At 72.9% G+C, this 13,068-nt stretch carries 14 protein-coding genes; 5 read left to right on the plus strand and 9 right to left on the minus strand.

The features are described 5' to 3' along the window. Positions 1–106 precede the first annotated feature (106 nt). The 5 genes from AB0N90_RS18875 to AB0N90_RS18895 all read right to left on the minus strand — a co-directional run bounded on the left by AB0N90_RS18875 (position 107) and on the right by AB0N90_RS18895 (position 6,735). Positions 107–2,815, minus strand: coding sequence for a tetratricopeptide repeat protein (locus AB0N90_RS18875; RefSeq protein WP_365197918.1), 2,709 nt, complete (start codon positions 2,813–2,815; stop codon positions 107–109). Between the two features lie 185 nt (positions 2,816–3,000). Further along, positions 3,001–3,981, minus strand: a complete 981-nt coding sequence (locus tag AB0N90_RS18880; protein WP_365197921.1) for a hypothetical protein — start codon at positions 3,979–3,981, stop codon at positions 3,001–3,003. 178 nt (positions 3,982–4,159) lie between these two features. Then, on the minus strand, positions 4,160–4,573 hold the full coding sequence (locus AB0N90_RS18885; RefSeq protein ID WP_361682218.1) for a hypothetical protein: 414 nt from the start codon (positions 4,571–4,573) through the stop codon (positions 4,160–4,162). 537 nt (positions 4,574–5,110) lie between these two features. Then, positions 5,111–5,572, minus strand: coding sequence for a DUF5990 family protein (locus AB0N90_RS18890; protein WP_365197924.1), 462 nt, complete (start codon positions 5,570–5,572; stop codon positions 5,111–5,113). Between the two features lie 362 nt (positions 5,573–5,934). Next, complete coding sequence (locus tag AB0N90_RS18895) at positions 5,935–6,735, minus strand: hypothetical protein (RefSeq protein ID WP_365197927.1); 801 nt, start codon at positions 6,733–6,735, stop codon at positions 5,935–5,937. Between the two features lie 139 nt (positions 6,736–6,874). Between AB0N90_RS18895 and AB0N90_RS18900 the strand changes: the two genes are divergently transcribed. Beyond that, the gene (locus AB0N90_RS18900; RefSeq protein WP_361682227.1) at positions 6,875–7,537 is read left to right on the plus strand and encodes a zinc ribbon domain-containing protein; all 663 of its coding nucleotides are present in this window, start codon (positions 6,875–6,877) and stop codon (positions 7,535–7,537) included. Between the two features lie 106 nt (positions 7,538–7,643). On the opposite strand, the gene AB0N90_RS18905 is transcribed toward AB0N90_RS18900, so the two are convergent. Next, positions 7,644–8,360 carry a GNAT family N-acetyltransferase gene (locus AB0N90_RS18905; RefSeq protein ID WP_365197929.1) on the minus strand — a complete coding sequence of 239 codons (717 nt, stop codon included), beginning with the start codon at positions 8,358–8,360 and terminating at the stop codon, positions 7,644–7,646. 306 nt (positions 8,361–8,666) lie between these two features. Here AB0N90_RS18905 and AB0N90_RS18910 point away from each other — a divergent pair, with 306 nt between their 5' ends. Continuing rightward, positions 8,667–9,110 (plus strand): helix-turn-helix domain-containing protein, encoded by a 444-nt coding sequence (locus AB0N90_RS18910; RefSeq protein WP_365197931.1) that lies wholly within the window; start codon positions 8,667–8,669, stop codon positions 9,108–9,110. Positions 9,111–9,200: 90 nt separating this feature from the next. Here the strand turns inward: AB0N90_RS18910 and AB0N90_RS18915 are convergent, their stop codons facing one another. After that, positions 9,201–9,665, minus strand: coding sequence for a hypothetical protein (locus tag AB0N90_RS18915; protein ID WP_361683839.1), 465 nt, complete (start codon positions 9,663–9,665; stop codon positions 9,201–9,203). 284 nt (positions 9,666–9,949) lie between these two features. Here AB0N90_RS18915 and AB0N90_RS18920 point away from each other — a divergent pair, with 284 nt between their 5' ends. Together AB0N90_RS18920 and AB0N90_RS18925 are read left to right on the plus strand one after the other, a co-directional pair. Further along, positions 9,950–10,249, plus strand: a complete 300-nt coding sequence (locus AB0N90_RS18920; protein WP_365197933.1) for a hypothetical protein — start codon at positions 9,950–9,952, stop codon at positions 10,247–10,249. 52 nt (positions 10,250–10,301) lie between these two features. Beyond that, positions 10,302–10,469, plus strand: a complete 168-nt coding sequence (locus AB0N90_RS18925; RefSeq protein WP_164932666.1) for a hypothetical protein — start codon at positions 10,302–10,304, stop codon at positions 10,467–10,469. A gap of 86 nt (positions 10,470–10,555) precedes the next feature. Here the strand turns inward: AB0N90_RS18925 and AB0N90_RS18930 are convergent, their stop codons facing one another. Continuing rightward, positions 10,556–11,167, minus strand: coding sequence for a class I SAM-dependent methyltransferase (locus AB0N90_RS18930; RefSeq protein WP_365197935.1), 612 nt, complete (start codon positions 11,165–11,167; stop codon positions 10,556–10,558). 271 nt (positions 11,168–11,438) lie between these two features. After that, positions 11,439–12,221: an SDR family oxidoreductase gene (locus AB0N90_RS18935; protein ID WP_365197937.1), complete on the minus strand. Its 783-nt coding sequence runs from the start codon at positions 12,219–12,221 to the stop codon at positions 11,439–11,441. A gap of 110 nt (positions 12,222–12,331) precedes the next feature. On the opposite strand from AB0N90_RS18935, the gene AB0N90_RS18940 reads away from it, so the two are divergent. Then, a complete protein-coding gene (locus AB0N90_RS18940) occupies positions 12,332–12,925 on the plus strand; it encodes a WHG domain-containing protein (protein WP_365197938.1) in 594 nt (197 codons plus the stop codon). The last annotated feature ends 143 nt before the right edge of the window (positions 12,926–13,068 follow it).

A 13,068-nucleotide genomic window follows, 5' to 3' on the forward strand; every position in this document is an offset into this window, starting at 1 on the left:
GGGCCCCCGGCCGAAGCAGCCGCCGTCCCGGGCCGCCCCGCACACCGTTGCGCCGCGCCGCGCGGCCGGTTCGGCGAGAGGCCCCACAGCCCACCGGGCCGTGCGCTCACGGCGCCGGGCGCGTCGGAGCACTGGTGGACCACTGCGGCGGCCGGCCTCCAGCGGCCGGAGCGGGGCCGGTCCGCAGGGCGGAGAGCCGGGCGGCGGCGTCCGCGGCCGAGGGCGAGCCGAGCCGGCGATAGAGAGCCAGCGCATCCTCCAGGCCGGCCAGGGCGGCGGCGCTGTCACCGAGAGCGAGGGCGCAACGGGCGGCGCCCTCCAGAGCGCGCGCCTCGCTCAGCGGGCTGCGGGTGTCGTGGGCGAGCGCCAGCGCCTGCTGATGGAGGAGCAGCGCCGCGCGCGGGTCCGCCGTCCGCTCGGTCAGCGCCCCCAGAGCGAGCAGGGCCTTGGTCTCGCCGACCCGGCTGCCGATCTCCTGGTAGAGCGCCAGCGCCCGCCGGTAGAGCGCGACGGCGTCAGCGTCGTCCCCCAGCGCGTCGCGGGCCCGGCCCAGGCCGAGCAGCGAGTCGGCCTCGCCATGGCGGCTGCCCGCCTTCCGGCAGGTGTCCAGCGAGCGCTGGTGCAGCTCGGCCGCGGCACGGTGGTCACCGACGGCGTGCCGGACCCGGCCGAGTCCGCGCAGGGCGTTGGCCACGCCCTGCACGCTGTTGAGGTCCTCGTAGATCGACAGCGCCTCCTGATAGAAGTCCCCGGCGCCGTCCCGGTCACCCATGTCGTCCAGGACGTAGGCCAGATCGTGCAGGGCGGCGGCCTCGCCGCGGCGGTCTCCCATGGTCCGGTACAGGGTGAGCACCTGCAAGGTCAGCTCGACCGCGGCGGGGGAGTCGCCCGAGGAGTGCCGGGCCCGGCCCAGATCGCACAGCGCGCGGGCCTCGCCCAGCCGGTCGCCGAGAGCCCGGAAGGCGGCCACGGCCCGCTCGTGCAGCCAGGCCGCCTCCTGGATCTCCCCGGTCAGCAGCCGGATGCGGCCGAGCTCGTGCAGGTCGTTGGCCTCGCCGTGCCCGTCGCCCAGCTTCTGGTGGATCGCCAGGGCCTCCTCGTACAGCTCCGCCGCGGCCCGGTAGTCGCCGGTCGCGTGCCGGGCCCGGCCCAGATCGCACAGGGCGTCCGCCTCGCCGCGGCGGTCACCGGCCGCCGCGGCCGCGGCCATCGCGGACCGGTGCAGCGCGGCGGCCTGGCCCCAGTGCCCCTCCAGCAGGAGGAAGGCCGCCAGGTCGGCGGAGATCGACACGGTGAACGAGGGGAGGAGTGCGAGGGCGGGGTGGCCGAGGAGCGCGAGCAGGTTGCGGTGCTCGCTGCGCATCCAGGCCAGGGCCTTCGGCCGGTCGGTCAGCGCGGGGAGGGCAGCCGGTGCCGCCGGCTCCGGGCGCCGGCCGGGGCGGGTACGGCGTGCCAGGTGCTCATTGGCCCGCGCGGCGGTGTCCTGGTAGTACCTGGCGAGCCTGTGCAACGGGGCGTCGCGGTCCGTCTCCCCGGTCTCTTCTTCGGCTTTCGACCGGGCGTAGAGACCGATGAGGTCGTGGAAGAGGTAGCGCCCGGGGGTGCGCTGGAGCAGCAGGTTGTGGTGCAGCAGGGATTCCAGCAGCCGCTCCGCGCCGCGCTGGTCGATGCCGGCCAGGGCGGCGACGGCACAGGTGTCGATGTCGTAGCCGGGGAATCGGCCCAGCAGCCGCAGCAGGTTCTGTTCGTCGGGGGCTATGGAGGCGAAGGAGGTCGCGAAGACGGCGGTCAGGCTGCGGTCCTCGTCGGTCAGATGAGCCAGGCGCTGGTGCTCGTCGCGGAGCCTGTCCACCAGGTCGTCGAGGTCCAGGCCGCGGTGGTGGCGCAGCCGCCCGGCGGCGATGCGGATCGCCAGCGGCAGCCGGCCGCAGAGCCGGACGAGCTCGTCGGTCGCCGGATGACCGGCGGGGATACGGCCGGGGCCCGCGCCTTCGTGCAGCAGCGCGATCGCGTCCGCGTCCGGGAGCACGTCGACGGCGAGACCGTGTGCGTCGTCGAGGCCGGTCAGTCGCTTGCGGCTGGTGATCAGGACCAGGCAGCCGGGCGTGCCGGGCAGGAGCGGGCGCACCTGCGCGCTGCTGGCGGCGTTGTCGAGGACGATCAGGGTGCGGGTGTCGGCGAGCCGTTCCCGGTACAGGGCGGAGCGGGTGCTCAGGTCCTCGGGTATCTGCTGCGGCGGCACGCCCAGCGAACGCAGCAGCCAGTCCAGGGCGTCGGCGGGCGTGACCGGCGAGATCCCGGCCGTGTGGCCGTGCAGGTCCACGAAGAGCTGCCCGTCGGGGAACTGGCCGCGCACCCGGTGCCCGGCGCGGACGGCCAGCGCGGACTTGCCCACGCCGCCCATGCCGTCGATCGCCGAGATCACCACCATGCCGGAGGAACTGCCCGCAGGCGCCGACCTGGCCAGTGCCAGCAGTTGGTCGAGCTCCCGTGCCCGGCCGGTGAACAGCCGGGTGTCGTAAGGGAGTTGGCAGGGTGCGCCGGGGCGCGGCCGCGCTGGTCCGCGGGCGACGGCGGGGCGGGGCGGGGCGGATACGGTGCGCGCCGCCGCGAGCAACTGCTCACGGCGGCGCGGATCGAGCGCGAGGGCGTCGGCGAGCCGGCTCACCGAGGAGAGCCGCGGCTGTCGCCGCCCCGCCTCCAGCACGCTGATCGAGTGGGACGACACCCCTGACCGGTCGGCTAATTCGTCCTGTGTCCAGCCGGCCGAGAGCCTGCAGTCGCGCAGAAGCTCTCCAAAGGCACTACTGCCCATTTCCCCCCCTGGAAACGGTTGGCCGTCGAAACGGCACAAGTCAGTCGAACCATTCTCGGTCAACAGCCTGTACGGGTTCAACTGCCGCTTGTTCTGGGGGAGGGCAAGTCTGCACCGGGCTCGCGGCCGCTCAGGCGGAGGGGAAGCGTGGCGCGTGGGTCCCCTGTTCAGCGTGCGGGCCCGGTTCAGCCGGGGTGGCCACCGGCGGTCAGGGCGGCGGTGGCGTTGCGCACGGTCCGGGCGATGGCGGCCGGGACGGGAGCGAGCTCGGCGGCATGGCGGGCGGCCGCCTCGGTCTGCAGGGTCCGTTCGACGGAGTACCACACCGACAGGAGCCCGACCTGGCGTTTGCAGGCCACGTCAGCGCGGGCCACGGCCACCTCGCGCGGGCCCGCCGCCGGGACCGGTCCGGTCCCGCTGGGCGCCGTACCGACGAGCGCCTTGTCACGGGCGGGCGCGGTCGGGTCCGGATAGTGATACCCGGCCTGCCGCATGCAGGCCGACCAGGCGTGGAAGACCGTCTGAACCTGGGCGGTGCGCTGGGAGAGCGCGTAGCTGTCATCGGCGATGGCGCGGATCACGTCGGGGAGGTCGACGCGGCCTCCCCCGCTGTCCAAGGCGCCGCGGGCCGAGCCGAGGCAGCCGCCCGTGGGGACGGGACGCCCGTTGCGTCCGTGCCGGGACTTGCCGAGCAGCGCGCCGTACTCCTCGCCGGTCGGGTCCGGGGCGCCGGCACCGGTGGGGTCGGCCTTGCGCAGCATCCAGCGGTAACCCTGAGCCGCCTGGGCGTCCGTCACCGGTCCGTAGCGGAAGGCGTTGTGGTCGGGGCCCGGGTGCAGCCGTGTGGGCAGGTCGGTGGAGTAACCCAGGCCGCGCATACAGGAGTTGGCCAGCGCGTAGACGGCGCCCTGGATCTCGGCGGACTGGGCCGGTGTGTACTGGTAGGCGTCCATGGGCAGTTGCCAGGCGGTCGGGGACGCACCGACCGATGTCACCGGGACCCTGGCGGGCAGGGGCATGTCGGCGGCACTGACCGTGGCGTGCCCGGCGTCGGAGTGCGGCCGAGCCGTCGGCGGGCCGTCGCAGGCGGTCGCGGCGCCCGTCAGCACGCACGCGAGCAGGAGCGGTCCGGTGGCGCGGCCAAGGTGGTTGGGCTTGGGGATCACGGGCGGGACCTCGGCTCCATCGTGATGCGGATACGGCGGGGATGTGGCGGGGGTCTGGCAGGCCGGCGCGGCGACCACTGCCGTGGCACGCCGCGCCGACGGTCTGCGACACCGGACGCCGACCGGCCGGCGGTTGCGGATGCCGGCCGGTCGGCGATTGCGGTTCAGGACGCCGGTGTCAGTTCCAGTCGGGCGTCCAGCTCAGCGAGTTGAGGAGCCCGAGGCCCTTGAGGTTGTTGCTGGAGGTCGCGGCGTACTGGATGTGCAGGTTCCCCTGGCCCCAGGCGCCGGAGTACATGTTGGCGTTGCGCCAGCTGTCGTTCTCCGCACTCCAGACCTGGCCGCCGGTGACCGTGACACCGTTGCTGAAGGTGATGCCGGAGGTGTCGTGCCAGGTCGCCCAGAACTCCTCGCAGGGCCCGGAGTAGCCGGTGAGGTAATAGGCCCTCAGCGCACCGTAGGAGTTGGAGCACTTCGGGGACACGTTCGCGGAGGGCGACCCGGTGGCGGCCTGCGCCTCGCCGGCGAACGCGAGCCCGGAGGCCAGCAGGCCGGCCGTCGCCACCACGGCGAGCTTTGTGCGGAACTGCATCGGAGCTGTCCCTTCTGCCGACAGGAGGCGACGGGTGCCGGGCCGGCCCCTGTTCTCGCCCCTGCCGTTGCACCACATCCTCGGCGCCCCCGGTCGGCGTCTCCATGACGGCAGCTTGACGTTCGCCTGGCGTTCGGCCCCGGCCCGGTGGGGCTCCCGACGCAGGGACACCGCCGAGGCGACGACGAGGGTCCGGACCGTCCACCGCTCCGCTGCCGGATCCGACTCAGGGCCGGGGCCGGGCCTGTTGATCGCGACTCAACCGGTGCGGGAGGTCGCGGGACTCGTTGACAGCGAATCAGCCGGTACGGGAGGTCGCGCCCGACGGCGATCGACGGCGAGGCGCGCGTCCGGGGCGACGACCGGCGCGTCCGGGGAACCGGCTCGACGGCGACGTCGCCCCGACCCGGCCCGACGACATCGGCCGGGGACGGCACCCAGGAAGCCAAGCCCCGGTGCCCAAGCCCCGGTGCCCAGGCCACCGAAGGGCCGTCCTCGGCACCGGTACGGCCGACACCACCGGGCGGAGCCGCGGGCTCAGGCGTCCGACGGCTCGCCCGCGCTCCAGACGACCGCCGGGAGCGGCACCCGCCCGCACAGCGGACCGCCCCGGGCGTCGGTGAGAGCGAGCCGGGCCACCAGCACGCCGCTCAGCCGTGCCTCGTCGAGCACCTGCGGCGCGACCTCGTCGAGCATCAGCTTGGCGCGCCGGAACATCCGTGAGACCTCCTCGCCGGGCCGCCTGCCGAGCCAGGAGAGGTAGACGAAGCGCCCGCCGAGCCGGTTCTGCACGTACGGACCGTGCAGCTCGCCGTCGCCGGTGAACGCGCAGGGGAGCGTCCAGGTCGCCGTCGGCGCGTCGCCGGGCTGCGGATCGAGCAGCTCGCCGGGCCGGTCCTTGCGCTGGACCGCGACCTCGATCCCGCTGATCCCCGGGAAGCCGGGGCCGGGGCCGCAGTTTGGGCCGGGCAGGGTGTGAGCTTCGATGTGCAGATGCATGCCACCAGTGTGGGCGAGGAGAGGGAGAGGGCGGCGCCTTCCCGGGCTCCGACGCAGGAGGACGCGCGCGGACCGACGCGGGCGTCAGGCCGCGAGCCGTTCGGTCACCCCACCGGAGACGGGCCGCCGCCTTCGGCTCGACGGCGCCCGACAGCACGCCCGGCAGCCCGGTGCCGCCCGCCCCACGGCCTCGTACCGCGCACCCACCTGTGAGCTGTGAGCTGTGAGCTGTGGGCCGTGCGACGAGCGGCCATCTGGCAGATCGCCGCCCGCTCGCCCGGCACGCCGGTGACGTCATCGCCCCCTGGTCCGGTCCGCCGCTCCGGTCGGCGGCGGGCCGGATCGGAAGTGGGTGCCGGGGATCAGCTGTTGTTCAGGCGCTCCGCCTGGTACGGGCTGCACGCGGAGGACTGGATGCCGTTGGCGGAGACCCAGTATCCGGGCGGGGTGGGGGAGTCGGCGCAGGCGATGATGCCGTTGTAGGCCACGTTCAGACGGCCGCCCAGGTACTGGCCGCAGCTGCTGATCTGGAAGTTCGCGGTGATCACGTAGTTGGCCGGGATCGGCGAGTTGCCGCAGAACGTCATACCGTCGGAGGCGGTGTTGAGCCGGGCGCCGAGGTAGATGCCGCAGGCTGCGTTCTGGTAGCTGGACGTGATCACGTAGTTGGCGGGAATCGGCGAATTGCCGCAGACGGCGATGCCGTTGCTCGCGAGGTTGACCGTCTCGCCGTACCACTGCGAGCACGTGCTGTCCGGTCCCTCACCGGTGATCACGTAGCCGTTCGGCAGCGAGTCATTGGAGTTCCCGCAGATCCGCATGCCGTTGCTGACCGTGTTGATCCGGCCGGTCTGGTAGGGGCCGCAGTTGTTGGTGGTGTAGATCGAGGTGACCGCGTAACCGGTCGGGACCGGGCCGTTGAGGCAGACGGCGAGTCCGTTGGACGGCGGCTGGATGGTCTCGGTCAGGTAGCCGCCGGTACAACTCGCGGTGAGCGACTCCGAGGTGATCACATAGCCCGGCGGTACCGAGACGTTGCCGCATATGGTGGCGGCCTCGGCGGTACCGGAGAAGAAGACGACTCCGCCCGCGACCAGGGTGAGCGCGGATAACAGGCGCACCAGCCATGCGGTGGCGGTGTTGAGGGGTCTCGCAGAGGTCATGTGCGTCTCGCTTCCGATCGGTTGGAAAGGCTGTCGAGAGACTAGTGGCAGCGGCCGTCGGCATCAGCCCCCGGACCTCTGCCGGCCGACGGCTATACACTCCTCGCCGGGATCGACTTGTGTGGGGGAGACGGCCGTCATGGGCACCGAGATCTATTTCAGCAACAACCACCGCGACCTGTGCGTCCAGCAAGGCACCGGCGCGGGTTTCCAGTTCGAGTTCTCGTGCTCGCGCTGCTGGGACACCTGGCGTTCGCCGTTCGAGCCGTTCCGGGCCGGACAGATGGCCGGCTGGCTGTCCCGGGGTGTGAACGCCGCCTGGTCGGTCATCGGCGGCAGCACCGGCCAGAGCGTGACCAACGCCGCGGACGGGCTGGCGGGAGCGAACTTCGGCAGCCAGCGGGACGCCGCCTTCACCCGCGCCATCGAACGTGCCCAGGGGCATTTCAACCGCTGCCCGCGCTGCACCTCCTACGTCTGCGCCCGCTGCTGGAACCAGGGGCAGGGACTGTGTCTGACCTGTTCGCCGGACACCGCGGCCGAGGCGCAGGCGGCCCAGCAGCGTGGCCTGAACGACATGGTCGCCCAGCGCGCGTACGACGTCGGCCAACAGCAGGGGACGGGGTACGACGTCACCACCCCCCGCCAGCTGGTCTGCCCCAACTGCCGTACCGAGACCCGGGGCGGCGCCTTCTGCCATGGCTGCGGCCACCATCTGGCCCAGCCCCTGAGCTGCTCCGCCTGCCATCAGAGCCTCCCGCACGACGCCGCCTTCTGCCCCTCCTGCGGAGCCAGGCGCTGACCCCGGTGTCCCCGGGCGCGATCGGCCGGGGACACCACATGCACCGGACCGGCCGAGCGCCCGGCGTCGAACACCGGCCACGATTCCTGGACCCTTCCGGCTACGGCTACGGCTGGGACCGGGGCCGGGGTTGTGCGAAGTCGTACACCGCCCAGTCGGTCACCCGGACGTACCCGAGGCGCTGGTACAGGGCGTTGCTCGTCGCATTGGCCGCGTTCGTGAACAGGACGACGCTCTCGGCGCCCGCGGCCAGCGCCACCCGGCTGACCGCCACCGTCACCGCGCCCGCGTACCCGCGCCCCCGGAAGCGGGCCGGGGTGTAGACGGGATCCACCTGGGCCACCCCGGCGAGCACCGGATTCACCCCTGCCATGGAGACCGGCACGCCGTCGGGCGACTCCCAGAACGTGTACCGCTTGCGGGCGAAGCGGGTGCCCGCCCAGGTGCCGGCGTCGATGGTCACGTCCTCCTCGACATCGGCCGCGAACTCCCGGCACCAGTCCATCAGCCGGTCCCGGTCGCCGCCGTGCTCGCCGACGGGCCGTCCTCGCCCCGCCGGGACCGGCCGCGGTGGTGTCAGTTCCCCGAGCCGGTACAGACACAGCCGCACCCGCACGGCCGCCCCCACCCCGGTATGTCGCTGCCACGCCTTCACGAACGCGGCCGCGGTGTCGCGGTCCGCGCTGACATGGGGCAACGAATACCCGAGGCCGGCCAGCCGGGCGGCGAGAGCGTCGGCCTGCGCGGGGGACAGGGGGGTGAGCCCGATGCCGCCCGAGGGCGGATGATAGAAGGTCCCGGCGACCTCACCGGCCCGCTCCACCCACCCGAGGACGGGGACTCGCGTTTCCGTCGTGGGGCTCTGGGCGCCGCTCGCGCCCGCCTCCTGCTCCCGTAGTCTCCGGAACGCGGACAGGGTGACGAGGTGTCGTACCGGTCGCGCGTGCAGGAACGTGCCGGTCCGGTCGAGAAAGCCGTCGACGTCCTGGGTGAGACGCCAGTCATCCGCTCGTATGCTTCACCCTCCCCGACCAGCGGGCCGGGCGGGAAGACCCGATCCGGCCCGGGGGCGCGCTCCGCCGTCCCCCGCACGTCTGCGCCGGTCCGGCCCCGGGTTATTCTCGCAGTCATGTCGCCTCGGGAATGCTCTATAACGGACACCTTGAGTCTGGTGGGGGAGCGGTGGGCTCTGCTCATCGTGCGTGAGCTCAGCCATGGTGTACGGCGCTTCGGGGGGATCGCGGCGAACACGGGTGCGCCGCGGGACATTCTGACCACCCGGCTGCGCAAGCTGGAGGCCACCGGCATCGTGCGCCGTGAGCTGTACAGTGCGCATCCCCCGCGCTACGAGTACCACCTGACCGAGGCGGGTGCGGAACTCAACGACGTGCTGCTGACGTTGATGGCGTGGGGTGACCGGCATCTGAACGCCGAGGACCCGCCGATGCGCTTCCAGCACGCGTGCGGGCACCGTTTCCAGGCGGCGGTGGTGTGCGCGCATTGCGGTGGCCCGGCCCGCGAGCAGCTCCACTCGCCGTCCGGCCGCGGTGTCATCACGCAACCGGCCGGCTAGGGTCTTTCGTTTGGATCAGGCCGGATCAGGGCACGGTGCCAGGGCCCGCGAGCCCGGCATGATCCAAACGAGAGGCCCTGGACCGGGCGCTCACGCCGCGTCGGCCGGGCGCCCCTGGAGATGGTCGCGGGTGACCTTGGTGATCTCGTGCCAGAACGGAACCGCCGTCAGATAGAGACCCAACGCACTGAGGATGCCCAGGGAGACGTCCACGCTGATGCGTCCCTGTCTGGCCCAGTACACGTCCTTGAGGTCGAGAAGCAGGGCGAACTCGTCGGCGATCAGCGCCGAACCGGCACCGTACAGGGCACCGATCCCGGGATGGCCGACGTAGGCCTCGTCGCCACGGACCGCCACCAGTCCGACGCCCGCGAGCGTGGCGATGCCGAAGTTGTAGTGGTGCAGATGCGTCCGGCCGGCGGAGATGTTTCCCCAGGGCAGCCAGCCGCCCCGGATGCCATGAGTGATCAGCCGTGCCGCGCCGAAGGTGCAGCCGAAGCCGAGCCAGGCAGCCATGAGCGAGCGCTGGGCGGGCACGGTGTGATCGTTCAGCACCCGGCGCCAGCGTTCCCGCAGCGCAGGGCGCCGGAGACCGTCTGAGGGCCGGGACACCGGGCTTGGGGGCATCGTCACTCCTGATCGTGGCCTTGAGTGACCGGGAGGTCGCGCTCGCGCCCGGACACCGGTCAGACCTACCACCAAGAGGGCGGGCTGATGCCGATGTGTCGCCCGGATGGCACGCGGCCGGACCGTTCGGCGGCCCAGCCGCCCATGGCCGTCGGGGCGCGGGGCGCCGGCCGGCCCTGATGCCCGTCACATATCGGGGTACCCGGCTCGGTATGGCACCGAAGACCGAACGTATCGAATTCCTGCGGGCCGTGCGGCAGTTGCACCGCGTCCGTTCCTTCTACGCCGCGGGTGTCCTGCTGTGGGCGGGGTCCACGGTGTGGTCCGTCCGGCAGGCGCCCGGTAGCCGGGAGATGTGGGTGTCCGTCCTCCTCCTGGCCGTCTTCACCGCTCTCCTCGTCACCGCGAGCCTGTCCCTGCGGCGTCTCGCCGTTCCCGCGACGGGCCGGCCCGCACATCACGCCGCCCCGCACCGGACGACAGGCTCCCGCCGCGCCCGCGCCCGCGCCTGAGACCGCGCCGACGGGGCATACGGGTTTCACTTCCTACCGAGAGGGGCCCGTCATGCTCGGCATCGTCGCGGCAGTGCTGTTCTTCGTGTCGTTCCTCGTCAACGCGGCCGAGATCAGCACCAACCACACGTTCTCGTCCGTCAACATCATGCTCCTGGGACTGACCGCGCTGGCCCTGCACGTCGCGGGAATCGGCAGCGGCTGGTCCCGCAGAAGGTGACGGGGGGTCTCAACTCCCACAGTGGGGGAGTGCCCGGTCACCGCGGGTCCGGGGGCCGACGGCGTGGCACTCGCCGGCGGGTCGGCTCAGGCGAGTCTGACGCACAGCGCCGTCTCGCCGAAGGAGTGGGTCCGCCAGCGGGACGTGTCGCCGAGATGGGAGGCGACCGCCGGGTCCGGGCCCAGGATGAGGTTGCCGACGATCAGCGTCCCGCCGATCCGCAGCAGTCGGTGGAGTTCACGGACGACTTCGCCGGTGGGGGTGAAGCCGTCGAAGAACGCCACGTCGTAGGAGCCGCCGTCCAGTGTCCTCAGAACCGCCTCGGCGGTGCCCGGCAGGACGTCGATGCGATCGTCCATCCGGTGCGCGCTGATCTGTTCCCGGGCCAGACGGACGTGGTCGGGATCCATCTCGACGGTCTCCACCCGCGCGCCCGGCGCCGCGTGGGCCATCGCCAGAGCCGTGTAGCCCAGGGCCGTACCGACTTCCACGATCCGCCTGGCACCGACCGCCGCCACGATCGCGGCGGGCAGCGAACCCTCCCCGTAGGCGAACGCTCCGCAGCGGTGGGCGCGCCGGTGCCGCCGGGTCGCGGCCTGGACGTCGGCGAACGGATCCGCCACCTGCAGTGGCCGGCGGACGGCGGCGATCGCCGCGACGGCCACCGGCCGGAACCTGTTCACCAGCGTGCTCGGCATCGTCTGCTCCTGCGTCGTGAGTGGGCCGGTTCATCGCCGAGGCCCTTCGATACGGTGCCATGTGAGGCGAGATGCGCGTCAAGGGGACGGTTCGTGGACGGACGGCTCCTCGCCATCGCCGAGGCGGCCTCCCGCACGGGGTCGGGTCCCTCGCCCCTTCCCCGTACGGGCTGTTGAGTCTCTTGCGTCCCGGCGGTCCCACGGGCAGTGCCGCACGGACGGCGCCGCACGAACCGGGCCGAAAGCCGCCGTCCGTATCGTCCCCGTTCGGTCAGGCCCCCAGGGCCCGGCCGGCCGCGGCCAGGGTGATGCGGCGCGGGGCGAGCCGGGCCGCCGTGGCCGACACACGGTTGCCGAGCCCGGCGATGACGCTGGACGGGGTGCGGCGGCCCTCCAGAGCGCTACGGGCCGCCGCCACCACCTCGGCGGCCGTGGCCATCCGGCCGACGATCGCCTTCCTGCTGCCGACGACATCGAAGAACTCGGTGGCGACCGGCCCCGGGGACACCGCCAGCACCCGCAGCGCGCGGTCGCGGCTCTCGTGCGCGAGTGCCTCGGTCAGGCTGAGGACGAATGCCTTGGTGGCGCCGTACACGGCCATGGCCGGGGTGGGTTGGTAGGCGGCCGTACTGGCGACGTTGACGAGGGCGCCGCGGCCGTCGGCGGCCAGCTGCGGCAGGAAGGCCCGGGTCAGCTCGGTGACCGCCCCGACGTTGAGCCGGATCATGCGCGCGATCTGCTCCGGGTCCTGCTCCGCGAAGGCGCCGTGGCTGCCGAATCCGGCGTTGTTGACCAAGGTCTGGACGGACCTGCCGCGCGCGGCGAGTTCCTCCCGCAGTGCGACGCCGGCGCCCGGCTCGGCGAGGTCCATGGCGACCGGCGTGGCGGAGACGGAGTGCCGCCCCTCCAACTCGGCGGCGAGGGTCTCCAGCCGGTCGAGGCGGCGGGCCACGAGCACGACGTCGGCGCCGCGTTCGGCCCACTGCCGGGCGAACTCCTCGCCCAGGCCGGAGCTGGCGCCGGTGATCACGGCGGTGGTCCCCTGATAGGACATGGTGGGCATGGGAGGCGGCTCCGCTTCGGTCGGTCGTTCGGGGTGGGCCGGCCATGCCAATGTAGGCGCGTGACATCATTGTAGTCAACTGACAACATCGGGAGAGAAGCATGGCCGAGGGCTCCTACCACCACGGCAACCTGCGGGCCGCTCTGCTGGAGCGGGCGGAGGAAGTGTTGGCCGAGAGCGGCGCCGTCGGGCTGTCCCTGCGCGGGCTGGCCAGGGACCTCGGCGTGAGCCATGCCGCCCCGACCCGGCATTTCCGCGACCGGCAGGCTGTGCTGGACGCGCTCGTGACCGACGGTTTCACCGACCTGAACCGGCGCATGGAGGCGGCGGCGGAAGGCCCCGGCCCCGTCGAAGGCCGGCTGGCCGCACTGGGGCGCGCCTACATCGGGTTCGCGACCGAGCGGCCCGCGCTGCTGGAGCTGATGTTCACCGCCAAGCACGAGGTGGATCCGGACGCCGAGATCCGGGTGCTCGGGCACCGCAGCCTGGAGATCGCGGCCGAGGTGATCGCCGAGGCCCAGCGGACCGGCGCCGTCCGTTCCGGCGACGCGGTGCGCCTCGCCCAGGTCGCCTTCTCCACCGTCCACGGCCTGGCCGTGCTCGCCGTCGGTGCCCTGCTGGACGACACACCGGTCGGGGAGGCGACCGACCTGGCCCTGGAGATCCTGCTGACCGGCCTGCGCGGCACTGCGTGAGCGGCCTGCGCGGCGCCCTGTGAGCGGCCTGCGCGGCATCCGTGAGCGGGCTGCCGGAATACTGGGCGGGGTGCGGCGCGCCCGACGGTTCTGCCGCGCTTCGCGACCGAAACCCCTTGCCGCCGAGCCGCGCGGGGGCAACC

It is taken from the genome of Streptomyces sp. NPDC093018 (genome assembly GCF_040684035.1).
GTDB classification, from domain to species: domain Bacteria; phylum Actinomycetota; class Actinomycetes; order Streptomycetales; family Streptomycetaceae; genus Streptomyces; species Streptomyces murinus.